Source organism: Actinomadura sp. NPDC048955, from assembly GCF_040649435.1.
Taxonomy (GTDB): domain Bacteria; phylum Actinomycetota; class Actinomycetes; order Streptosporangiales; family Streptosporangiaceae; genus Spirillospora; species Spirillospora luteofluorescens.
On the sequence record NZ_JBEZJI010000012.1, the window covers coordinates 122774 to 144773 of the forward strand.

At 70.9% G+C, this 22000-nt stretch carries 21 protein-coding genes and 1 tRNA gene; 10 read left to right on the forward strand and 12 right to left on the reverse strand.

Annotated elements, in window-relative coordinates:
- Positions 1–747 precede the first annotated feature (747 nt).
- Positions 748–1836 carry a hypothetical protein gene (locus AB0C84_RS14990; protein ID WP_361065750.1) on the forward strand — a complete coding sequence of 363 codons (1089 nt, stop codon included), beginning with the start codon at positions 748–750 and terminating at the stop codon, positions 1834–1836.
- A gap of 1037 nt (positions 1837–2873) precedes the next feature.
- Here the strand turns inward: AB0C84_RS14990 and AB0C84_RS14995 are convergent.
- From AB0C84_RS14995 to AB0C84_RS15005, 3 genes are all read right to left on the reverse strand, one after another.
- Positions 2874–2947: transfer RNA gene (locus tag AB0C84_RS14995), tRNA-Pro, on the reverse strand.
- Positions 2948–2985: 38 nt separating this feature from the next.
- A complete protein-coding gene (locus AB0C84_RS15000) occupies positions 2986–3612 on the reverse strand; it encodes a methyltransferase domain-containing protein (RefSeq protein ID WP_361065753.1) in 627 nt (208 codons plus the stop codon).
- The gene (locus AB0C84_RS15005; RefSeq protein WP_258941959.1) at positions 3609–4508 is read right to left on the reverse strand and encodes a metallophosphoesterase; all 900 of its coding nucleotides are present in this window, start codon (positions 4506–4508) and stop codon (positions 3609–3611) included. Before AB0C84_RS15005 ends, AB0C84_RS15000 begins: the two co-directional genes overlap by 4 nt.
- Before the next feature lie 94 nt (positions 4509–4602).
- Between AB0C84_RS15005 and AB0C84_RS15010 the strand changes: the two genes are divergently transcribed.
- Positions 4603–5055, forward strand: coding sequence for a GatB/YqeY domain-containing protein (locus AB0C84_RS15010; RefSeq protein WP_179845377.1), 453 nt, complete (start codon positions 4603–4605; stop codon positions 5053–5055).
- A 33-nt stretch (positions 5056–5088) separates the two neighbouring features.
- Here AB0C84_RS15010 and AB0C84_RS15015 read toward each other — a convergent pair whose 3' ends face one another.
- The gene (locus tag AB0C84_RS15015) at positions 5089–7386 is read right to left on the reverse strand and encodes a transglycosylase domain-containing protein (protein WP_258941958.1); all 2298 of its coding nucleotides are present in this window, start codon (positions 7384–7386) and stop codon (positions 5089–5091) included.
- A 326-nt stretch (positions 7387–7712) separates the two neighbouring features.
- Between AB0C84_RS15015 and AB0C84_RS15020 the strand changes: the two genes are divergently transcribed.
- Positions 7713–8024, forward strand: coding sequence for a WhiB family transcriptional regulator (locus tag AB0C84_RS15020; RefSeq protein ID WP_141579858.1), 312 nt, complete (start codon positions 7713–7715; stop codon positions 8022–8024).
- A 168-nt stretch (positions 8025–8192) separates the two neighbouring features.
- On the opposite strand, the gene AB0C84_RS15025 is transcribed toward AB0C84_RS15020, so the two are convergent.
- Together AB0C84_RS15025 and AB0C84_RS15030 are read right to left on the reverse strand one after the other, a co-directional pair.
- Positions 8193–9350, reverse strand: a complete 1158-nt coding sequence (locus AB0C84_RS15025; protein ID WP_258941957.1) for an ArsA family ATPase — start codon at positions 9348–9350, stop codon at positions 8193–8195.
- Between the two features lie 88 nt (positions 9351–9438).
- A complete protein-coding gene (locus tag AB0C84_RS15030; RefSeq protein WP_361065759.1) occupies positions 9439–10434 on the reverse strand; it encodes an ArsA-related P-loop ATPase in 996 nt (331 codons plus the stop codon).
- Between the two features lie 237 nt (positions 10435–10671).
- Between AB0C84_RS15030 and AB0C84_RS15035 the strand changes: the two genes are divergently transcribed.
- Complete coding sequence (locus tag AB0C84_RS15035) at positions 10672–11709, forward strand: slipin family protein (RefSeq protein WP_361065762.1); 1038 nt, start codon at positions 10672–10674, stop codon at positions 11707–11709.
- 10 nt (positions 11710–11719) lie between these two features.
- Here AB0C84_RS15035 and AB0C84_RS15040 read toward each other — a convergent pair whose 3' ends face one another.
- The gene (locus AB0C84_RS15040; protein ID WP_361065765.1) at positions 11720–12958 is read right to left on the reverse strand and encodes an MFS transporter; all 1239 of its coding nucleotides are present in this window, start codon (positions 12956–12958) and stop codon (positions 11720–11722) included.
- 82 nt (positions 12959–13040) lie between these two features.
- Here AB0C84_RS15040 and AB0C84_RS15045 point away from each other — a divergent pair, with 82 nt between their 5' ends.
- Positions 13041–13559 (forward strand): MarR family transcriptional regulator, encoded by a 519-nt coding sequence (locus tag AB0C84_RS15045; RefSeq protein ID WP_361065768.1) that lies wholly within the window; start codon positions 13041–13043, stop codon positions 13557–13559.
- A gap of 67 nt (positions 13560–13626) precedes the next feature.
- Here AB0C84_RS15045 and AB0C84_RS15050 read toward each other — a convergent pair whose 3' ends face one another.
- On the reverse strand, positions 13627–14826 hold the full coding sequence (locus tag AB0C84_RS15050) for an FAD-dependent monooxygenase (RefSeq protein WP_361065771.1): 1200 nt from the start codon (positions 14824–14826) through the stop codon (positions 13627–13629).
- Positions 14827–15019: 193 nt separating this feature from the next.
- On the opposite strand from AB0C84_RS15050, the gene AB0C84_RS15055 reads away from it, so the two are divergent.
- Genes AB0C84_RS15055 through AB0C84_RS15070 form a run of 4 tightly spaced genes read left to right on the forward strand, consistent with a single transcriptional unit; the run spans position 15020 to position 17524 of the window.
- A complete protein-coding gene (locus AB0C84_RS15055; RefSeq protein WP_089310660.1) occupies positions 15020–15175 on the forward strand; it encodes a DUF4177 domain-containing protein in 156 nt (51 codons plus the stop codon).
- A 55-nt stretch (positions 15176–15230) separates the two neighbouring features.
- Positions 15231–15692, forward strand: a complete 462-nt coding sequence (locus tag AB0C84_RS15060) for a RidA family protein (RefSeq protein ID WP_258941950.1) — start codon at positions 15231–15233, stop codon at positions 15690–15692.
- A 48-nt stretch (positions 15693–15740) separates the two neighbouring features.
- The gene (locus AB0C84_RS15065; protein ID WP_361065894.1) at positions 15741–16595 is read left to right on the forward strand and encodes an NUDIX hydrolase; all 855 of its coding nucleotides are present in this window, start codon (positions 15741–15743) and stop codon (positions 16593–16595) included.
- A gap of 5 nt (positions 16596–16600) precedes the next feature.
- Positions 16601–17524 (forward strand): MBL fold metallo-hydrolase, encoded by a 924-nt coding sequence (locus AB0C84_RS15070; protein ID WP_361065776.1) that lies wholly within the window; start codon positions 16601–16603, stop codon positions 17522–17524.
- A 6-nt stretch (positions 17525–17530) separates the two neighbouring features.
- Here AB0C84_RS15070 and AB0C84_RS15075 read toward each other — a convergent pair whose 3' ends face one another.
- On the reverse strand, positions 17531–18217 hold the full coding sequence (locus AB0C84_RS15075) for a Crp/Fnr family transcriptional regulator (RefSeq protein ID WP_067483689.1): 687 nt from the start codon (positions 18215–18217) through the stop codon (positions 17531–17533).
- 231 nt (positions 18218–18448) lie between these two features.
- Between AB0C84_RS15075 and AB0C84_RS15080 the strand changes: the two genes are divergently transcribed.
- On the forward strand, positions 18449–19123 hold the full coding sequence (locus AB0C84_RS15080; RefSeq protein ID WP_361065780.1) for a TetR/AcrR family transcriptional regulator: 675 nt from the start codon (positions 18449–18451) through the stop codon (positions 19121–19123).
- Here AB0C84_RS15080 and AB0C84_RS15085 read toward each other — a convergent pair.
- From AB0C84_RS15085 to AB0C84_RS15095, 3 genes are read right to left on the reverse strand one after another with little or no spacing between them, the layout of a single operon-like run.
- On the reverse strand, positions 19110–20474 hold the full coding sequence (locus tag AB0C84_RS15085; protein WP_361065783.1) for an alpha/beta hydrolase family protein: 1365 nt from the start codon (positions 20472–20474) through the stop codon (positions 19110–19112). The genes AB0C84_RS15080 and AB0C84_RS15085 overlap by 14 nt on opposite strands.
- A gap of 23 nt (positions 20475–20497) precedes the next feature.
- Positions 20498–21016 carry a carboxymuconolactone decarboxylase family protein gene (locus AB0C84_RS15090; protein ID WP_361065786.1) on the reverse strand — a complete coding sequence of 173 codons (519 nt, stop codon included), beginning with the start codon at positions 21014–21016 and terminating at the stop codon, positions 20498–20500.
- 35 nt (positions 21017–21051) lie between these two features.
- Positions 21052–21933, reverse strand: coding sequence for an SDR family NAD(P)-dependent oxidoreductase (locus AB0C84_RS15095; RefSeq protein WP_361065789.1), 882 nt, complete (start codon positions 21931–21933; stop codon positions 21052–21054).
- Between the last annotated feature and the right edge of the window lie 67 nt (positions 21934–22000).

The window sequence follows — 22000 nt, forward strand, 5'->3', positions numbered from 1 at the left end:
CGCTCGCTGACCTGCTCGCTGACCTGCTCGCTGACCTGCTCGCTGACCTGCTCGCTGACCTGCTCGCTGACCTGCTCGCTGACCTGCTCGCTGACCTGCTCGCTGACCTCCGCGCGACCGACATTCTGGACCCGGTGGCAGCTAGGACACAAGACCATCGGCCGGTCGAGCCACTGAACCGGCCTTCCAGCGCGATGGGTAGGGGGACCATCGCGAGCGTGCCTTGATTCTCATCGGCCTGATCGAGGAAGGGGATGACGCGGTTCCGCTCCTTGCAGGATTTCTGGATGTCCTGCCCTGGGTGGAGCAGTGGCAAGCTGAGGCGGGCTCATGCTACGGGGGGAGCCCTACGGAGATGATCGAGTCCCTATATTGAGGAAGTGATGGCCGTGCGCGGCCTGATTCGGTTGGATGTGCTCGGCTGGCGGCATCCGCCGCCGAAGCATGACGGCCACGACAGAGGTAACCTCTCGCGGTCACTGCACGTTCCCAAGCCACGAGCGCCGAGCAGTCTGGGAGCACATTTCTCGTTCGTCGGCAATGTCCAAGCAGCGGTGCGGGGTCCTCGGGCAAGGCTTCTCGGGATCTCCGCGCTGGGGCCACTCGCTTACGTGGAAAACGAGAATATAAAGTGCGCCCGAACACACTCGTAGCCGATGCTAGTGGAGTCTGAAGCTTTACGACCCTTGCTGGGTGAGCGTATACCACGACATGAGGATGTGATCATCTATGCAAGCGCGACCGAGCATGGCTGAGACGGCTGCCAAGGCGCTGGGAGAAACACGCACCAAGGAACTGGACGCGCTAATCCGTCGCGTTGAGGACCTGCGAATCTTGACGGTGAACGCTGGTACGGTCGATCTCCTACTCGTCCCGCGCACGGGCCGCGACATCGCCCGGTGGAAAGCAATTGCCGCCAAGCGTCGCGAAGACTGGGTATACGTGGCTTCCGACGACGAGGTCGCGATCTTGGCGTTGGATGAACCGTCAGAACCCGGGATGCGGGATGAAGCAGCCGCGGTGATCTACCCCGAACTGCATACACGGCTCGTCAGTTGGTGGCTAGTGCACGCTTGGCGGAGCATCGACCTCCTTGAAGACACCGTGGATAATCTCTGGCGCTGGCGGATCGCCTCTGGAGCGGTAACAGCGCGAGCTGTCGTCGAGGAAGCAGGTGCACTCGTCGACCAGGCGCAGAAGCTCGCCGAGGCATGGCGTATCGCCAAGGCCACGCCAGCGGATGCGCTCAAACGGCCCGGGAGCGTCCGTGATGCCCTTGCGCCCGTCCTACTACATGCCGGCATGGGATCTCGCCTCGCGCACAGCCACGAGAAGCTGCAGGCGACCAACGTCTTGACGCTGGTGAAGAAGCTGGCCAAGGTCTCAGGAGACTCGCGCTTCCACGAATGGTACGACTGGCTGTCTGATGCGGCACACCCGGCGTTCGGGGCCACGATTGCGTACGCATCTCCTCCGATGGCCCACGAGTCAGGTGCTGTCCTCGTTCGGTATTACGCAAGGTCTCCGCTCTCGCTTGAGGGCGATGGCCAGCAACAGTTGATGGAGCCGAAGATCGCTTTTATTGTTGCGGATGCCGTGATCGGAGCCGGCCGTCTGATCACTGACATCCTGGATGGCTCTCTTGCCCTTGTGGACGACGTCGGTTTGACAACTGCGGCGGCAACCCTGACCCGGCGCCCGTACTGGAGAAACTTCTCCCCGGTGCGGGGCAGCCGCCCATGCCCCTGTGGCCGTGGAAAATGGTCGAAGTGCGGCCATCGGTGGGGCGAAGCGGCACCGGGTATAGTCAGCTCACAAGGTAGCCCGGCGCGCTGATAAGTAGGAGGCTAGGCTCCTGAAGACAGCCGCTACACAACCGTCAGTTCTACGTCCATATAAGGGGGCGTACTGGTGGATGCGAGGCAAGAGGTTGTTGAGCGGCGCCTTGAGCGGGCGCAGGAGAGCACCAAGAAGCCGGTCCATTCGTGTTCGGCTATGGCGTTAAGGATGACGCTGCCTCAGGCTAGCCCCCGGCGGTCGATGCCAGCAGCAGCACCGCTGCAAGGTCGTCCTCGTCGAGGGGCAGGCCGGAATGGCCGGTGCCTTCGGACCATCGAGGTCGCCGAGCCTGGGCTGCCACAGTCGCGACGGCCCAGGTGAATCCAGTGACTCAGCTGTGGGCAGCAGGATGTCCGGCGGGTCAAGGCGGATGCACCGCCGATCGGACTCGCGGGTGTGGCCACGCCAGAGCGTCCACGTGCCGTCCGAGTCACTGGCCATGCTCATCAGTTACAAGACCGACCACTCACACGTGCTCGGCAGGATCTTCGATTAGGTCCACGCGTTCACCGGAGTCCGGCCGCCCCATCCAGTAGTCGCTCTGTCGGCGGCCGGCGGCAACCCACACCGCCTAATCGCGTGGTTCGGCGGCATGCCGAGGCGACAGTGGGCTCACCGGAGTCCTTGCCTTGGATCATGCCCAACGCAAAGGGCGGTGATGAGCTAGACCACTTTGTGGCCGCTGACGCAGGATCCGTTGGCGAGCTCCCTGCTGCCCGACGGGCAGTCGGCGTTCACTGGATAGGAGCACAATCTCGGCTCATGCACCTACGTCCATGTTCGCGGGCTGGCAGCCTGGGGCTGTCCGCTGGACGCTGCCCCGAAAGAGGCAGGAGCGGAATGGAACGGGTGGTGCGAGCGGCAGAAGCAATGGTTCAGATGGGTGTCGGCGCGCCTGGGCTGTGGCCGGTTGGTGATGGTGCGTGACCCTGGAGGTCGCGGGGTCACGGCTAGGGTCGGGGTCAGATGGGGGTCAAAAGATCTTGAGGCCGGTCTCCTGTGTGGAGAACCGGCCTCTGACCTGGCGGTTTCTGTCGGGGTGGCGGGATTTGAACCCACGACCTCTTCGTCCCGAACGAAGCGCGCTGCCAAGCTGCGCTACACCCCGGTGATGGCTGCCCGGGAGTCGTACGTTTCTCCCGGCGCCTAGTCCACCTTAGCGGATGCTGGGGAGTGGTGCGTCCCTGATTTTCGGGCTGTGAAGGCGGTCACTGCGCCGGAGGCGGTGAGGGTGATGTTCGTCAGGGGGGCCGTCTCCAGCCAGGTTCGGAGCTCGGTTCTGGTGCCTGGGTTGCCGAAGGCGCCCTGGCGGCGGAACAGGTTGATCAAGGGGTCTCGGCCGGCGGCCCTGACGAGGGTCGTGCCTTGGAGGGTGCCGCCTGGGCGTAGGACTCGGGTGAGTTCGCGTAGGGCCCGCTGGGGGTCTTTCAGGCAGTGCAGGCCGTTGTAGGTGAGGCAGGCGTCGAAGGTGTCGGTGGGGAAGGGGAGGTTGTAGATGTCTGCCTGGACGAGGGTGGTCGTCTTGCGGCGGGCCCTCTTGAGCATGGTTCGGGAGAGGTCGGCTGCTACGTGGCGGGGGTTGTCCCGTATGGCCAGGCCGCCGCCGCAGGGGATGTCCAGGGTTAGGGCCGTGGGGTCCTGGGCGGCGATGAGTTCGTGCAGGTGGGTGATGTCGTAGTTCCAGAGGACGCGGGCTCCCAGGCGGGAGAGGGCGCGGTTCTGGACGGCGAAGTCGTACAGGGTGGCTAGGAGAGGGGCGGTCTTCCAGTTCACCGTCGGGGGACGAGGGTGAGCAGGGAGGCCTCGGGCGGGCAGCAGAAGCGCATGGGGGCCTTCGGGGACGTGCCCAGGCCCGCGGAGACGTGGAGCCAGGAGCCGCGGTGCTTGTGGAGGCCCTTCACGCGGGGGCGGTCGAGGCCGCAGTTGGTGGCGAGGGCGCCGTAGAAGGGGACGCAGACCTGGCCGCCGTGGGTGTGGCCGGCGAGGAGGAGGTCGTAGCCGTCGGCGGTGAAGCGGTCGAGGTTGCGGGGTTCCGGGGAGTGCATGACGCCGAGGTGGACGTCGGCCTGCGGGTCGACGGGGCCGGCGATCTTGTCGTAGCGGTCCCGGTTGATGTGGGAGTCGTCGATGCCGCCGAACTCGACGTCCAGTTCGCCGACCTTGAGGCGGCCGATGCGGTTGTTGAGGTCGAGCCAGCCGGCGGCCTGGAGGGACGAGCCGAGCTCGCGGTAGGGGAGGTCGGGCTCGCGGCGGCGGCGGCCGTAGTCGGACTTGCTCGTGCGCCAGATGTAGCGGAGCGGGTTCTTCAGGACCGGCGAGTACAGGTCGTTGGAGCCGTAGACGAAGACGCCGGGGCGGTCGAGGAGGGGGCCGAGGGCGTCGAGGAAGGGGCCGATCGCGTCGCGGTGGGAGAGGGAGTCGCCGGTGTTGACGACGAGGTCCGGTTCCAGGGCGTCGAGCGAGCGCACCCAGTGGATCAGGCGTGACCGGCCGGGCGTGAGGTGCGCGTCGGAGATGTGCAGGATCTTCACCGGGGGGCGGCCGGGCGGCAGCACGGGTACGTCGAAGCGGCGGAGGCGGAACCAGTTCCGCTCGATCAACGAGGCGTACCCGAAGGTCGCGGCACCAGCGCCCAGCACTCCCAGCGGCACGGCGTGGATCTTTCGCACGGCTCTCCCTTCTCAGGGTTCCATGCTTTCAGACATGGGCGCCGCTCGGTAATCCTGATGAGGCGGAAGGTCGCGGACGGGCATGATGTTGGGCATGACCCTGAAGGAGAAGCTGGAGACCGATCTGTCGTCCGCGATGAAGGCGCGCGACGAGCTGCGGACGCGCACGCTGCGCATGGCGCTCACGGCGGTGAAGAACGAGGAGGTCGCCGGCAAGCAGTCGCGGACGCTTTCCGACGACGACGTCGTGAAGGTGCTCACGCGGGAGGCGAAGAAGCGGCGGGAGGCCGCGACGGCGTTCGGTGACGCGGGGCGCGAGGAGCAGGCGAAGGCGGAGCGGGACGAGGGCGAGGTGCTGGAGGGGTACCTTCCCGCGCAGCTGTCCGACGAGGAGCTGACGGCGCTGGTGGCGGACGCGATCGCCGAGACGGGCGCGTCGGGGCCCCGCGCGATGGGGCAGGTCATGAAGTCGGTGAATCCGAAGGTGGCCGGGCGCGCGGAGGGCGGGCGCGTCGCGGCGGAGGTGAAGCGGCAGCTCGCGGAATGAGAAAGGGCCCGGCGCGTGCCGGGCCCTTTCGCGTCAGTCGCCTGGTGGCGGCCCGCCGTGCTTCTTGCCGCCGCTCACGTAGAGGATGATCGTCGTGCCGGGCGGGACGGAGGTGCCCGCGTCGGGTGAGGTCGACACGACCGTGCCCTTCGGCTGGTCGGAGTCGACGGAGCCGGACGCGACCTGGACCTTCAGGTCGGCGCCCTTGAGCTTGGCGGTGGCGGCGGCGACCGTGAGGCCCTTCACCTGCGGGACGTTCGTGGTGTCGCCGAAGTCGCGGGTCGGGGTCTGGAAGCCGGGCGCGGGCTTGCCCGCCAGGGCGCTGCGCATGGACTGCTGCCACATGCCGCCGGGGATGTCCGCGCCGTAGACGCCGTAGACCTTGTACTGCCAGGGGCCGCGGAAGTCCCAGTAGGCGGTGGCGGCGGCGAGGTTCGGGGTGAACCCGGCGAACACGGCGCAGGTGAACTCTTCACAGGTTCCGGTCTTGCCGGCGGCGGGACGTCCGATGCTGCGTCCGGCCGCGGTGCCCTTGGTGAGGACGCCCTGCAGGATCGAGTTCACCTTGTCGGCGACGTCCTGGTCGAGGGCCTGGTGGCAGTCCTGCTTGGGGAGCTTGAGCTTCTTGCCCTCGGGGTCGACGACCTCGGTGACCGAGAGGGGGGCGCAGTACTTGCCGCGGGCGGCGAAGCCGGCGTAGGCGGCGGCGAGGTGCACCATGTCGATGTCGTTGACGCCGAGGACCTGCGAGGCGATCGGCATCAGGGGGTCGCCGGTGGCCTGCTTCATCCCGAACTTCTCGGCCATCTTGACGGCGTTGCAGACGCCGACGCGCTTCTCCAGGACGGCGTAGAAGGTGTTGACCGAGTGCCAGGTGCCGGTCTTCAGGTTGAAGTTGCCCTTCTCGCTGTCGCCCGCGTTCGACAGGGTCCAGGGGCCGCCGCCGACCATGGCGTTCTTCACCTTCTTGCCGTCGAACGTCCCGGTGTAGCGGCACGGCTGGAACCCGCTGACCGTGGTGGTCTGCGGCGAGTTGATGGTCGTGCTGACCGGGATGCCCTGGTCGATGGCGGCGGCGAGGGTGAAGACCTTGAAGGTCGAGCCCGCCGAGACGCCGCTTCCGCCGCCGTGCGCGGAGTCGGCCGGGAGGTTGATGGTCGTGCGGCCCTTGCCGGCGCCGTACCGCTTGCTCAGTCCGATGGCCCGGACCTTGCCGGTGCCGGGCTCGACCATCGCCTCGGCGCCGACGCGGTTGCCGCCGGGTGCGACGGTTCCGCGCAGGGCCCTGTCGACGGCGCGCTGGTCGTCCATGTCGAGGGTGGTGCGGATGGTGTAGCCGCCGCGGTTCAGCTTGTTGACGACGGTCTGCTGCTGCTTCGGCTTGAGCTGCCAGTACTTGCCGTCCGACAGGATGTTGAGCATGTCGTACTTCACGTACTCGCAGAAGTACGGCGCCTTGCTGGTCTCGCAGCCGCCGACCGGGTCGGTGCGGTTCAGCTGGATCGGCTTGGCGGCCTCCGCGTCGGCCTGCGCCTTGGTGATGTGGCGGAGCTGCGCCATCCGGTAGAGGACGACGTCGCGGCGCTTGCGGGCGTCCTTGGGGTTGCGGATGGGGTCGAAGGCGGTGGGGTTCTGGGTGATGCCGGCGAGGAGGGCGGCCTGGCCGAGCTCCAGCTTGGACGCGGGGATGCTGAAGTACCGCTTGGACGCGGCCTGGACGCCGTAGGCGCCGGCGCTGAAGTAGGCGACGTTCATGTAGCCCTCAAGGATCTGGTCCTTGGTGAGGCGCTGCTCGACGTCGAGCGCGTAGCGGAGTTCGCGCAGCTTGCGCCCGACCGTGGGCGCGGTGACCTCGCGGTACTCCTCCTCGGACTTGGCGCTGTCGACGAGGAGGTTCTTGACGTACTGCTGGGTGAGGGTGGAGCCGCCCTGCGTCTGCTCGGACTCGACGTTGGACGCCATCGCGCGGATGGTGCCCTTGAGGTCGAGCGCGCCGTGCTCGTAGAAGCGCGAGTCCTCGATGTCGATCATCGCCTGCCGCATGATGGGGGCGACCTGGTCGAGCCGGACGGACTCGCGGTACTTGTCGAAGAACGTGGCGACCTGCTTGCCGTTGCCGTCGTACATCACCGTCTTCTCGGACGGCGGTGTCGTCTTGAGCTGGCTGTCCATGTCCTCGAAGTTGTTGGCGGCGTCGCGGGCGGTGAGCCCGGCGCTGCCTACGGCGGGCAACGCGATGAGCGCGACGATGAGGCCCGCCACCACCCCGGCACCTAGCAACCTGAACAGCGTGGACGCGGCCTGGGCCCGATCGTTCTTCGCAACGCGCACGGGGTCTAGGGTACGCGGGACGAGCAGTGCATTAGGGACAGGTCCCCCAGGGTTCGTGCTTTCCGGACCGGCTGATCAGGATCTTCGTCCGTTATGCCCTCATCGTGACAACCTGCGCGGTGTCTGGCGCGTCAACTACAGGTAACTAGTCCGTTCCGGCGGTATGGCCCCGGTGGGCTATATCGAGAATGGGCCCAACGGGGGCTGTTGAAACGTCCCTCGCTTCCGTAAGTTCTTCCCCACGGCTTTCGTTTGGCGGCCTGACGTCCGCGCCCGTCCGGCCAAGGAGCGCAAATCGACACAGACCCTAGGGGAGTGGGGCCAAGATGTGGATCACGGATTGGACCGCCCGCGCCGCCTGCCGTAACGCGGATCCGGACGCTCTGTTCGTGCAGGGTGCGGCGCAGAACCGAGCCAAGCTCATCTGCCGCGGCTGCCCGGTGCGCACGGAGTGTCTCGCCGACGCTCTCGACAACCGGATCGAGTTCGGTGTGTGGGGCGGGATGACCGAGCGGGAGCGTCGAGCCCTGCTGCGGCGGCGGCCGGATGTGCGCTCGTGGCGCGACCTTCTGGAGACCGCGAAGGAAGAGTACGAGCGGTCGGCGGAGGTCGACGAGGAAGAACTCGTCGCCAGCTAGTTCGACGGGCCCCCGGGGCCCGTCCGGCAGCGGTCCAAGGACCGGCACGGTCCAAATAAAGCGTGGCCGGTAGGCCCGTACCACCTTTTGGGTACGGGCCTATCGCCACGCCATAAATGTCTGTTTTCGCTGATCAGAGTGCGGAACGGCCTGACGCCCGGCCGGGCGTCAGGCGGCGGTGGGGGATGCGGCGGGCGCGGCCAGGTCCTCGCCCACCTGGCGCAGGCCGTCGAGGTCGTGGACGTCCTCCGCCTGCGCCGGGACGGCCGTGACCGGCACGGTCGGGTGCGTCGACGCGAAGTGGTCGCGGAGGCGCTCCTCGCGGGCGGCCAGTTGCAGGCGGTCGGTGTGCAGGCGCAGCAGGGCCGCGGTCAGCGTGTGCTCGCCGCGCTCCTCCAGCGTCTCGGCGGCGGCCTGGCTGCGGGCCGCCGACAGCGTGTCCGCGGCAGACTCGTGGACGCGGTTGACCACGAGGCCGGCGAGCGGCATCCGCTCCTCGGCGAGGCGCTCGACGAAGTAGGACGCCTCGCGCAGGGCGTCGGGCTCGGGCGCGGCGACGACGAGGAACGCGGTGCCCGGAGTCTGCAGGAGCTTGAACGTCTTCTCGGCGCGCTCCCGGAACCCGCCGAACATCGTGTCGAAGGCGGCGACGAACGTCTGCACGTCGCGCAGCAGCTGGACGCCGAGGACCTTGTTGATGACGCCGGTGAACACGCCGAACCCGGCGCTGATCACCTTGACGCCGAAGCGGCCGCCGGTCTTGGCCGGGGCGGCGAGGAGCTTCATGAAGCGGCCGTCGAGGAAGCGGCCCATCCGCTCGGGGGCGTCCAGGAAGTCCAGCGCGTTCCGGGACGGCGGGGTGTCGACGATGATCAGGTCCCAGGCGCCGGAGCGGTGCAGCTGCCCGAGCTTCTCCATCGCCATGTACTCCTGCGTCCCCGACAGGCTGGACGACAGCGACTGGTAGAAGGGGTTGGCGAGGATCTGCTTGGCCCGGTCGGGGTCGGCGTGCGCCTCGACGATCTCGTCGAAGGTCCGCTTCATGTCGAGCATCATGGCGTGCAGCTCGCCGTCGCCGTCGATCTCGATCCGGCGCGGGTTGTTGTCGAGCTCCGACAGGCCCATCGACTGCGCGAGGCGGCGCGCCGGGTCGACGGTGAGGACGACGACGTCGCGTCCCCGCTCGGCGGCGCGGACGCCGAGCGCGGCGGCCGTGGTGGTCTTGCCGACGCCGCCCGACCCGCAGCACACGATGATCTTCGTGCGGGGGTCGTCGAGCAGCCGGTCGACGTCGAGCACCGGTGGGGTCTTGCTGGTCTGGCTCATCGGTTCACCTCTGCCGGTCGGTCCTCGCCCGCACGGGGGGTCAGCCTCACCCAGGAGACGCCGCGGTGGGGGGTGGGGGCGGGCGCGGTCATGCCGCGCCCTGGTCGCGGAGGGCGGCGGCCAGGTCGTAGAGGCCCGCCAGGTCCATGCCGTCGGAGAGCAGGGGGAGGGTGTAGCGGGGCCGGTCGACGGAGTCCAGGCGCTCCTTCTCGCGGCGCTGGAGGGCGGTGCGGCGGGCGTGGTCGACGGCCTCCTCGGCGAGGACGGCGGCGATCGACTCGGCGTCATGCTCCAGGCCGGCGGCCTTCACGCCGCGGACGATCTCGTCGGTGTCCAGGGACCCGGCGGCGGCCACGGCGAGGTCGTCCTCGGAGAGGACGGGCTGGTGCTCCATGTTGACGATCACGCCGCCGACGGGGAGCCCGGCCGCGGTGAGGTCGCGGATGCCGTCCATCGTCTCCTGGACGGGCATCTCCTCCAGGAGCGTGACGAAGTGCACGGCGGTCTCGGGGCTGCGGACGACCTTCATCACGGTGTCGGCGTGGTTGCGGACGGGACCGACCTTGGCGAGGCCGGAGACCTCGTCGTTGACGTTCAGGAACTTCGTGATGCGGCCGGTGGGCGGGGCGTCCATCACGACGGCGTCGTAGATGAACGAGCCGTCCTTCTTCTTGCGGCGCACCGACTCGGACGTCTTGCCGGTGAGGATGACGTCGCGCAGGCCGGGGGCGATGGTGGTGACGAAGTCGACGATGCCGAGCTTGGTCATCGCCTTCCCGGCGCGCTTGAGGTTGTAGAACATCTCGAGGTACTCGATGAGTGCCTCTTCGGTGTCGATGGCGAGCGCGTGGACGTCCCCGCCGTCCGGGGCGACGGCGACGCGGCGCTCCTCGTAGGGCAGCGGCGGGCAGTCGAAGAGCTGGGCGATGCCCTGGCGTCCCTCGACCTCGACGAGCAGGACCTTGCGGCCGCCGGCGGCCAGGGCAAGGGCGAGGGCGGCGGCGACGGTCGTCTTGCCCGTGCCGCCCTTGCCGGTGACCACATGGAGGCGTACGCCGTCCCAGTCGGTGTCTCTCGCGCTCACCCGATCGACCATATCGTTCACTCGTCAAACACTTGAGGGGGCGGTCGCCCTCATGCAAGTGATCCCTGACACGGTTCCCCCGCCCGGACGCTGTCATTCGGCCTGCCCGCGCGGTTAGCTTGAAAACGTGAGCCGTGCTATGGACGGTTCCGTCCGGGCCCTGAGCGGTCCGGACGCCCGCCGGAGCTCCGGGGGCGCCTCCCGGGGCCCGGGCCCTCATGCGAAAGAGGTGCCGTGATGGAAGCGGTGGCCCTGATCATCCTGCTCGTCATCGTGGTCGTCGGCCTGATCGCCCTGTCGTCGTCGATCCGGGTCGTGCAGCAGTTCGAGCACGGGATCGTGTTCCGGTTCGGGCAGGTCCAGCGGAACGGGCAGCTGCGGCCCGGCGCGGTGCGCGCGCCGGGCCTGACGGTGATCGTCCCGATCGCCGAGCGCATGCAGAAGGTCAGCCGGCAGACGATCACGATGGGGGTGCCCGGCCAGGACGGGATCACCCAGGACAACGTGAGCGTCCGTGTCGACGCCGTCGTCTACTTCCGGGTGATCGACCCGGTGAAGGCGATCGTGAACGTGCACAACTACGGGTACGCGGTCTCGCAGGTGGCGCAGACGTCGCTGCGGTCGGTGATCGGGCAGGCCGACATGCAGGAGCTGCTCGGCGAGCGCGAGAAGATCAACATGCGGCTGCGGGCGATCATCGACGAGATCACCGAGGGGCCGTGGGGCATCCTGATCGAGCGTGTCGAGATCAAGGACGTCTCGCTGCCGGAGGGCATGAAGCGGTCGATGGCCCGGCAGGCGGAGGCGGAGCGGGAGCGCCGCGCCCGCATCATCACCGCGGACGGCGAGTTCCAGGCGTCCAAGCGCCTCGCCGCCGCCGCGGAGATCATGTCGCAGGACCCGGCGGCCCTCCAGCTGCGCCTGCTGCAGACGGTCGTGGAGGTCTCGGCCGAGAAGAACAGCACGCTGGTCATGCCGCTGCCGGTGGAGATCCTGCGCTTCTTCGAGCGTGCCGCGGGCGGTGCGGCGGGACGGTCCGAGGACGGCGGCGAAAGCAGGCCCGACCTCGGCGAGCGGCTCGCCAAGGCAGAGGAGGAGCTGGCCAAGGCGGCCGAGCAGTCGTCGTCGCTGGAGTCGGCCGAGGAGGTCCCGCCGGTCATCGGTTTGGACGAGCCCAAGCGCCGCGGGTCCGAGGTGTCCGCTCCGCGGGAGGAGCAGCGGCGCGGCATCGGTGGCGGCGCACAGGAGACCCCGGAGGAGCAGCCGCCCCGCTGACCCGCGGGCCTCACCCGGCCTGCGGTTGAGGTGAGGCGGTCGCGGCGTCCGGCGTGGCCTCGGGCATGGTCAGGCGCCGGACGCCCGGCACCGCCGCCGTGCCCAGGCAGGCGGCACCGACGAGGACGGCCGCCGTCCACAGCGGGACGGATGGGCCCCAGATCGAGGCGGCCCACGGCGCGAGCGCGTAGCCGAGGGGCGCCGCGGCCAGCGACAGCAGCCAGTCGTAGGACGTCACGCGGGCCAGCGCCTGCGGCGGGATGGTCAGCTGCACGACGGTCTCCCAGGTGGGGTTGAGAACGCCGAGGCCGGTGAGCGCCAGCCCATACGCCGCGACGAGCAGCGGCGCGGGCGCGGCGACCGCGAACAGGGCGAGGGGCAGCGCCAGCGCGGCCAGGCCCGCGTTCGCGACGAGGACGGGACGGCGCGGCCGGACGCGGGCGGCCAGCAGCGCCCCCGCGACGAGCCCGGCCGCGCCCACCTGGACGGTCGCGATCCAGACGCCCTCGCCGCCGAGCCGCTCGACGGCGAGGGCGGGGCCGAGGGTGAGCAGGACGGCGGAGGTGCCGTTCCAGACGCCGTGCGCGATGAGGCTCGTCCAGTACCAGTCGCGCGAGCGGACCTCCGACCAGCCTTCCGCCAGGTCGGCCCGCAGTGAGCGCCGCGGGACAGGGACGTGCCGGACGCGTACCAGGGCGAGGAGCGCCGCGCTCGCGGCGAACGACGCCGAGTCCAGCAGGAACGTCCAGCCGGGGCCGGCGGTCAGCACGAAGGTGCCGGCGAGGGCGGGCCCGGCGAGGCGGGTGGCGCCGTTGGCGAGGCCCATCAGGGAGTTGGCCTTCTGGAGCCCGGACGGCTCGACGGTCCCGGCGATCAGGGGCGAGATGGTCGGCGCCTGGAAGGCCGAGGCCGCGCCGCCGATCACCTGGGCGGCGGCGAGGTGTCCCAGCCGCGGCTCGCCGCCCAGCAGCTCCAGCGCCGCGAACAGCTGCGCGGCCGCGGCGGCGAGGTCGGTCGTGAGGGCGACGCCGCGCGCGTCGAGGCGGTCGGCGAGCACGCCTCCGAGGGGCAGCAGGAGCAGGCGCGGCACCATGGCGCAGCCGAGCACGAGGGCGAGCGCCGACGTGGAGCCCGTCGCCCGCAGGACGGCGAGCGCCAGCGCGGCGGGGACGGCGGCGTCGCCGGTCAGGGACAGGAGGCGGGCGGCGGCCAGCAGCCGGAAGTCCCGGCCGCGCAGGGGGTGGGTCATGGTCGGACAATGTAGTTCGGTGTCGAACTAATCGCTAACGAATTATTCGCCGATAAATCACCGGGAGGGCTACGATTCCGGCATGGGCGCGAGGGACCGGGTCGACGAGCATGTGGAGCGGTGGGCGCCGATCGTGCCCGACCTCGACCCCGACATCGAGGGCGCCGTGACCCGGATGATCTTCTTCACCAAGCACATCCGGCGGATGAAGGAGGAGCTCCTCGCCGCCTCCGGCCTGCAGCGGCACGAGTTCGACACGCTGCACGCGCTCGCCGGCCGGCACGGCACCGCCGCCCCCTCCCGGCTCGCCGCCGACCTCGCCATGCCGCCGAACTCGATCACCGGGCGGCTGGACGCGCTGGAGCGCCGCGGCTTCGTCCGCCGGTCCCCCTCGGCCACCGACCGCCGCCGCGTCGTCGTCGAGCTCACCCCCGCAGGTCGCTCCGCCTGGCGCGACGCGATGGACGGCCTCGGCGTCGAGGAGACCCGCCTGCTCGGCGCCCTCGACCCCGCCGAGCGCCGCACCCTCTCCGACCTGCTCCGCCGCATCATGCTCCGCGCCGAGCACCCCACCGACCCGCCAGAGGCCCCCAAAGGGTGAGCTCCAGGCGTCCGCGCGTTAACGAGCGGTACGACGGGGGTCCCTGGGCGGGTGCCAGAGAGCCCGGTCATGCGGCGTGAGGCGTTGAGCTCGGCTCCGGGTACTCCTTCAGCTTGATGGCCGTGGCGGCCTGCGTGGTCAGCTTGTTGAGGATCTTGATGAACGGGCCCGCGGTCAGCAGCCGGTAGACCGTCGCGCGGCGGCGCAGCGCGCGCTCGCTCTTCGGGGCGAAGAACGGCCCGGCCCCGCCCGCGACCCGCTGGCACGCGGTGGTGAACTTCTTGATGCCCTTCTCGTAGGCGGCGAACGCGGCGCGGTGGTCGCCGCCCGCCGCGGCCAGTTCGCCCGCGAGGACGTAGGCGCACACGACCGCGAGGCCCGTCCCCATCCCGCCGCAGGTGGCGCCGTAGCCGGCGTCGCCGAGCAGGGCGACCCGCCCCTTCGTCCAGGAGTCCATCCGGACCATGCTGATCGAGTCGCAGTAGAAGTAGGGGGCGTCCCACATGTCGTCCATGAGAGTGCCGGTGTGCCAGCCCATCCCGGCGAACCTCTCGGCCAGCGCGCGCTTCTGGGCGTCCTGGTCGCGGCGGTGCGGCTTCAGGTCGTGGTCGGCGAACACGCACATGACGTTCGCGCCGGTCCCGCCGCGGGTCGGGTACACCGACACGCCGCGCCCCACCTCGCTGTAGAGCTTGCCGGTGCCGACACCGAGCCGGTTCGGCGCCTCGAAGATCGCGACGTGGTAGCCCGAGTCCGAGACGAACCGCCCCTCGTCGCCGAACGCGAGCCGCCGGACGTTCGAGTGCAGCCCGTCGGCGCCGATGACCAGGTCGAACGTGCGCGGGGCTCCGCGCTCGAAGGTGACGTGAACGCCGTCCGCCGTCTCGGTCATGGACGCGATCGAGTCGCCGAAGACGTACCGGGCGGAGTCCCGGGTCAGCTCGTACAGGAGTTCGGCGAGGTCGCCCCGGTGGATCTCGACGTCCCCGCCGGTGAACGAGTCGGGCAGGCTGACCCGCGTCCGTCCCGCGGCGTCGATGAGGTCGAGCGGGCCGGCGTCGGTCCGCCGCAGCCGGATCTCGTCCAGGACGCCCATCTTCTCCAGCACCCGCATGTGCACCTCGCCGCGGAAGTCGACGGCCTGGCCGCCCGGCCGGATCGCCTCCGCCCGCTCCACGACGGTGACGTCGTACCCGTACCGCGCCAGCCAGTAGGCCAGGGACGGGCCCGCGATGCTCGCCCCTGAGATCAGCACGCTCTTGCTCATCGTTCTCTCCGTTCGTCGTTGCCGTCGGACCAGAGATTCGCGAACGGCCCTGACCGGCCCCGCACCGCCGGCTGACCGTCCCCGGCGCGGCCCGTCAGCGCGGCCTCCGGTGACCGGTGGGCGTGTCCAGGGCCGTCCTGTGAACAGCGGGTTCGAGCGGGGTTCGGGTATGGCGATCGCTAGGGTGAGGGCCATGAAGAAGTGGGAGTACGCGACCGTTCCGCTGCTGGTGCACGCGACCAAGCAGATCCTCGACAACTGGGGCCAGGACGGGTGGGAGCTCGTCACCGTCCTGCCGGGGCCGAACCCCGAGAACCTCGTCGCCTACTTCAAGCGCGAAGTCGAGTAGCGGCGACCGCCGGAACAGCCCCGTCGTAACGGACCTCAACGAGGAGGAATGGGCTTTGAGCACGCCTGAAGAGCGGATCCGCGAGCTCGGCATCGAACTGCCGGAGGTCGTCCCGCCGGTCGCGTCCTACGTGCCGACGGCGCGGACGGGGTCGCTCGTCTACACCGCCGGCCAGATCCCCCTGGTCAAGGGGGAGCTGGGCGCCACCGGGAAGGTGGGCGCGGAGGTCAGCGCCGAGGAGGCGGCCCGGCAGGCGCGGATCTGCGCGCTGAACGCGATCGCGGCGCTGAAGGCGGAGGTCGGCGAGCTGTCGCGGATCGTACGGATCGTGAAGGTCGTCGGTTTCGTCGCCAGCGCTCCGGACTTCCACGGCCAGCCCCAGGTGATCAACGGGGCGAGCGACCTGCTGGCCGAGGTGTTCGGGGACGCGGGAAAGCACGCGCGCAGCGCCGTCGGCGTCGCCGTCCTGCCGCGGGACGTCCCGGTCGAGGTGGAGCTGATCGCCGAGGTGGCGTGAGGCGCCGGGCTTGACGGAACGCCATTCGGTATGTCCGAATGGCTCGCCATGGGGAACACCAACGGACTCAAGCTGCCCGAATCGTTCCGGGGGCAGGTCGAGGACATCCTGGAAGGCCGGACCGAGCCTGTGGCCGCCAAGCACGCGGCGACGGTGGTCGTGCTGCGCGACCACGACGAGCACGGGTTGCAGGCGTTCATGCTGCGCCGCGTCCGGTCGATGGCGTTCGCGCCCGGCGCCTACGTGTTCCCCGGCGGCTCGGTCGACCCACGTGACGGGGAGGCGGCGCTGGCGTGGTCCGGGCCGTCTCCCGCCGAGTGGGGCAAAGCGTTCGGCGCCGACGAGACGCTGGCCCGCGAGCTGGTCTGCGCGGCGGTCAGGGAGACGTTCGAGGAGACGCTCGTGCTGCTCGCCGGTCCGACCGGGGAGACGGTGGTGGACGACACGCGCGGCGACGACTGGGAGGCCGACCGGCAGGCGCTGCTGGACCGCTCGCAGTCGTTCGGGGGGTTCCTCGACCGGCGCGGTCTCGTGCTGCGCTCGGACCTGCTGCGCCCGTGGGCGCACTGGATCACCCCCAAGATCGAGCGCAAGCGCTACGACACCCGGTTCTTCGTGGCCGCGATGCCGGCGGGGCAGCGGGCCAGGGACGTCAGCACCGAGGCCGACCAGGTCGCCTGGGTGAGCCCGGCGGAGGCGGCCGAGCGGGCCGCGTGCGGCGAGTGGATGATGCTGCCGCCGACGATCGCGACGCTGGCCGAACTCGCCGAGTTCGCGACGGTGGCCGACGTCCTGGCCGCGCCGCGCGAGATCGTCGTGCACGAGCCGGTCGCGGAGATCATCGACGGCGACGCCTACCTCGTCCTGCCCGAGGGCGTCGCGCGGCACTACCCGCAGGGCTGACGGACGTGCGCCGCCGGGTGCCGCTCAGCCAGGCCGTCCTGTGGCGGCTGGCGGGCACCTCCGCGCTGCGGCGGCTGGAGCGTCTCGGCTGGAACCCGGCCCGCCACCCCGATCGCGCCTCGGGCAGGATGGGGGACATGACGGAGATCGACGGGATGGGTACCGAGCGGGCGACCTGTGTGCTCGCCCCGAACCCGTCCGCCATGACCCTGGACGGCACCAACACCTGGATCATCGCCGAGCCCGGTGCCGCCGAGGCCGTCGTCGTCGACCCCGGGCCGAAGGACGGCGAGCACCTGCGGCGCGTCCTGGAGACGGTGGAGGCGCAGGGGCGGCGGGTCGGTCTCGTCCTGCTCACCCACGGGCACCCGGACCACTCCGCGGGCGCCGGGAAGTTCGCGAGGATGGCGGGCGGCGGGGTCGCGGTGCGGGCGCTGGACCCCCGGCACCGGCTCGGCGACGAGGGCCTCGCGGAGGGCGACGTCGTCACCACGGGCGGCCTGGAGCTGCGGATCATGGAGACGCCGGGGCACAGCGACGACTCGCTGACGTTCTGGCTTCCGGCCGACGGCGCCGTGCTCACCGGCGACACCGTCCTCGGGTACGGGACGACCGTGCTGGAGGGGAGCCTCGGCGACTACCTCGGCTCGCTCGACCGGCTCCGCCGGTTCTCCGCCGACCGGGACGCCGCAACGATCCTCCCCGGTCACGGGCCCAAGCTGGACGACCCCATCGCCGTCCTCGACCACTACATCGACCACCGCCGCGAGCGCCTCGCCCAGGTCGAGGCCGCGGTCGCCGCGGGCGCCCGCACCGCCCGGGAGGTCGTCGAGCGCGTCTACGCCGACGTGGACAAGGCCCTGTGGCCCGCGGCCGAGTGGTCGGTCCAGTCCCAGCTCGACTACCTCGCCGAGCGCGGGACCGGCTGACTCCCCCTACTTCGAGCGCTTGCGGAGCCGCTCGATGTCGAGGATCACCACGGCGCGGGCCTCGATGCGCAGCCAGTTGCGCTGGGCGAAGTCGGCGAGGGCCTTGTTGACCGTCTCGCGGGACGCGCCGACGAGCTGCGCCAGCTCCTCCTGGGTGAGGTCGTGGTGGACGTGCAGGCCCGCCTCCGACGGCTGGCCGAAGCGCTCCGCGAGGTCGAGCAGCGCCTTGGCGACGCGTCCGGGCACGTCGGTGAAGACCAGGTCGGCCATCACGTCGTTGGTCTTGCGGAGCCGCTGCGCGAGCGCGCGGAGCAGTTGCACGGCGACCTCGGGGTGGCCGGTGAGCCAGGGCCGCAGGTCGTCGTGGCCGAGCCCGGCGAGCCGGCACTCGGTGACCGCGATGGCGCTCGCGGTGCGGGGGCGCGGGTCGAACAGCGACAGCTCGCCGAACATCTCGCTCGGGCCGAGCACGCTCAGCAGGTTCTCGCGCCCGTCCGGCGCCGTGCGGGTCAGCTTGATCTTTCCTTCGAGGACGACGTAGAGCCGGTCCCCGGTCTCGCCCTCGTTGAACAGCGTCTGTCCGCGGGCGAGACGCACCTCGGTCACGTTGGCGCGCAGCGCCTTGGCACCCTGCTCGTCGAGAGCCTCGAAGAGCGGGGCTCTGCTCAGAACGTCCACGTCGCGATCGGTCACGCTATTCCTCCTCGAACACCTACTTGCCTAGTGTGACGTACGTCCCACCGCGTACGTGAAGGCAGGGTCACGGCGCGCCGAAACGCGGGACCAGGGGTGATCCGTCCCGGGGGGCGGCCGCGGTCCCGTTCGCCCAGTGTACGGACCGCCGGGTGAATGCCGTCACACCGGTCTCATCGCCCGTTACGGGATGGCCCGGGCAGGGTAGCGCCCGTGCCCTAACCTGAGCGGATGCAGACGTCCGAGCCCGGGCCCACACCGCGCCGCCTCCCCAGGGGGCGCCACGCGCTGTCGCGTGCGGAGGTCGAGCGGGTGCATCGCGACCGTTTGTGCGGCGCCATGGCCCAGGCGATGGCGGAGAAGGGGTTCGTCGGGACGTCGGTGGAGGACGTCCTGAAACGGGCCAGGGTGTCACGGCAGAGCTTCTACGCGCTGTTCACGTCCAAGCTCGACTGCTTCATGGCCGCCTTCGACCAGGCGGGCCTGCTGCTGTACCTCCAGTTGGAGGAGGCGATGCAGGGCGAGGGCGGCGCCCCCGGGCAGGGGCCGGCGCAGGGCGAGGGCGACGCGGGCGAACGGTTCGAGCGCGTCATGACCGCCTACCTGGAGGCGCTGGCGGCCGAACCGGCGTACGCGCGGCTGTTCCTGGTGGAGGTGTTCGCGGCGGGTCCGGAGGCGGTCCGGCGGCGTACGCGCGTCCAGCGCGACCTGGCGGCGAGCCTCGCCGACCTCATGGGCGTGACGGGCGACGCCGGCCGGTTCGCGTGCGAGGTGATCGTGGCGGCGGTGAGCTCGATGGTGACTCCGGCCATCGCGGCGGGCGACATGGAGGCGCTGCGCGCGATCAGGGCCCCGGTCATCGAGCACGTGCGGCTGCTGCTGCGCTCGGGGGTCATGGACGGCTGATCGCGACCAGCGTGGTCGTGGTGCCGCGTGCGGGCGGCAGCGTGAAGGTGAGCCGCCCGGACGGGCCGGCCGCGGTCCTGATGGCCGTGCGCGCCCTCCCGCGCGTCACAGCGATGACGACGCGTGTGCCGGGACGGTAGGACGCGGGGGTCGTGACGGTGGCGGTACCGGCGGCGCGCAGGGTGAACCCGGTGGCGGAGGCGTCCGTCAGCGCGCTGAACCGCCGCGCCTTCGACGGCTTGAGCGAGACCGTCCAGCCCCACTGCGTCCAGGCCGGGTCAGCCGACAGGTAGGAGACCTTCGCGGGCGGGCGCGGCGGGGCGGCGAAGGTCCGCATCAGCGGGCCGATGTGCCGCCGCAGGTCGCGGGCCCAGTACGGGAACGTGTGGGTGCCGAGCACGTGGTCGTCGTAGTGGCTGGGGATCTTCAGCGCGTCCAGCCGCCGGTGGAAGCTGACGGTGGAGGCGTGCGTGAGGGCCTCGATTCCCATCGCTGCCGGGTCGGGGACGGGCGGGTCGAGCGGGCCCGGGACGCCGGTGGCGGTGTGGAGCGCGAGCCGCATCCCGCGCAGGTTGGGCGCGAGGGTCGCCGGGTCGTGGCCGCGCCAGTTGATCGCGTTCCCGAGCCGGGAACCGAAGATCGCGTCGGGGTGCACGCCGTCGCCGACGGCCGCGACGTAGGACACGACGCCGGTCGCGCCGACGGAGACGATCGGGTCGTGAGCGATGTCGGGCGCGCCTGAGAACGAGGCGGCGGACACGAACAGCTCGGGATGGCGGGCGGCGTAGCTCATCGCCCCGAAGCCGCCCTGCGACAGGCCCGCGATGGCCCGGCCCTCCCGCGCCGGCACGGTGCGCAGGTTCCGGTCGATCCAGGGGATGAGCTGGTTGACGTGGAAGGTCTCCCACCTGGAGGGCCCGAGCCGGGTGCGCGGGTCGGCCCAGTCGGTGTACCAGCCGCCGCCGTTGCCGTCGAAGCCCCCGTCCGGCATGACGGTGATCAGCGGCCGTCCGGCGGTGGTCCGCTCGGCGTCGCCGCGGTCGACCCAGTCGGAGGCGCGCCCGGACGTCCCGTGGAACAGGTACAGGACGGGGAACCGGGCGCGGGGACCGCGGTCGTAGCCGGTCGGCAGCAGGACGCGCACGTCGACGGCCCGCCCCAGTGCGGCCGTGCTGACGCGCAGCGCGTACTGGCGGTCGTCGACGCGCCGCACGTTCACGACGTGGACGCCGCCGGAGTCGGTGAAGCGGACCGCCCGTCCGGCCGGCCCGCCGGCCGCGTGGGCCGGGGCGGCGAGTCCCGCGGAGGTCGTGGCGAGGGTCAGGGTGATCGCGAGGGCTCGGGTGCGCATGGGGGACTCCTCGGACGTGCCGGTCAGCGGCCTCCGGCGGGGCGGCGGGGCCGGTCGGGCTGGACGCGCAGCGTCGTGATCACGGTCGCGAGCATCTCGTAGTGGGCGGCGAGCATGGTCAGCTCGACGCACTCGGCCTCGGTGAGGTGGGTGCGCAGCCGCGTCCAGGTCTCGTCGTCCAGGTCCTGCTCGGCGTGGAGGCGGTCGGCGGCGGTGAGGATCGCGCGCTCGCGCGGCGTCCACCCGTCAGCGTCCGGGCCCGCCTTGAGGCGTTCCACGTCCGGCTCGCGCACGCCCGCGCGGCGCGCGAGCCGGACGTGGTGGCCGAACTCGTAGCGGCAGTCGCGCAGGTGGGCGACGCGCAGGATCACCAGTTCGGTGTCGCGGCGCGGCAGGGTGCCGCCGGGCATGAGGTGTCCGGCGAACCACAGCCAGCCGCGGAACAGCCCGCGGCGCCGCGCCAGGGTCAGGAACAGGTTCGGCGGCCCGGTCCCGGCGGCCCGGCCCGCGGCGCGGCAGGCGAGCCAGTTGACCAACCCCACCTCGCGGATCCCTCCGGGAGTGGCGCGGGGCGCCGTCACCGCTCGGGATCCGGCTGCGGCGTGGTCAGTTCGACCGGCTCGTTCCTGGCGACCTCCAGGATGTCGCGCAGCCCGCGCTGGACGGCGCGGTCGGCGACCGGCTGCACGGCCATCCGGGCCGGCAGGACGACGCCCACCCACCAGGGGGCGACGATCCGCCGGGACCGGCGGGCGATCCCGCGTTCGAGCGCGCCGATCCCCACCTCCAGCGGCGTGACGCCGAAGATCATGCTGCTCCGGGGGGTCGCCTCCATCATGGCGGACGCGGCCTCGGTGCCGAATCCGCGGCGCGTCATGTCGGTGTCGAGCTCGGCGAAGTACGCGACGCCGGCCTTGGCGCCCCACGGGCGCAGTTCGGCCCGCAGCGTGTTGCCCAGCGCCTCCACCGCGGCCTTGGACGCGCTGTAGGCGCCCAGGAGGGGCGCGTTGACGGCCGCGGCCAGGGAGGACACGGCCAGAGCGTAACCGCGCTCATGGCTGACGTGGGGCCCGGCAGCGCGAAGCGTGTTGTAGACGCCCAGCACGTTGACCCGCAGGCTCTGCTCCATGACGGACGGGTCGCCGCCCAGGACCGGCATCTGCGCGGCCACGCCCGCGTTGGCGACGACCACGTCCAGGCCGCCCAGCTCCTGGACGGCGCTGCCGACGACGTCCTCGACCGTGCCGCGGTCGGTGACGTCGCACGTCCACCAGGGCGCCGTTCCGCAGGCGGCGGCGACGTCGGAGAGGAGTTCGGGCTCCAGCCCGGCGAGCGCCACGCGCGCGCCGCGTTCGTGCAGCCGGGCGGCGAGCGCCGCACCGATGCCCCGAGCGGCGCCGGTGATCAGCACGCGCCGTCCGGCGAGGGTCGCCGTCCACCGGGAGGAGTCCAGTTTCATGCGGTGACCCTAACATTGGGGAACAGGCTTGTCTTTTTAAGATTGCCCACAAATCCCCGTAATCCGG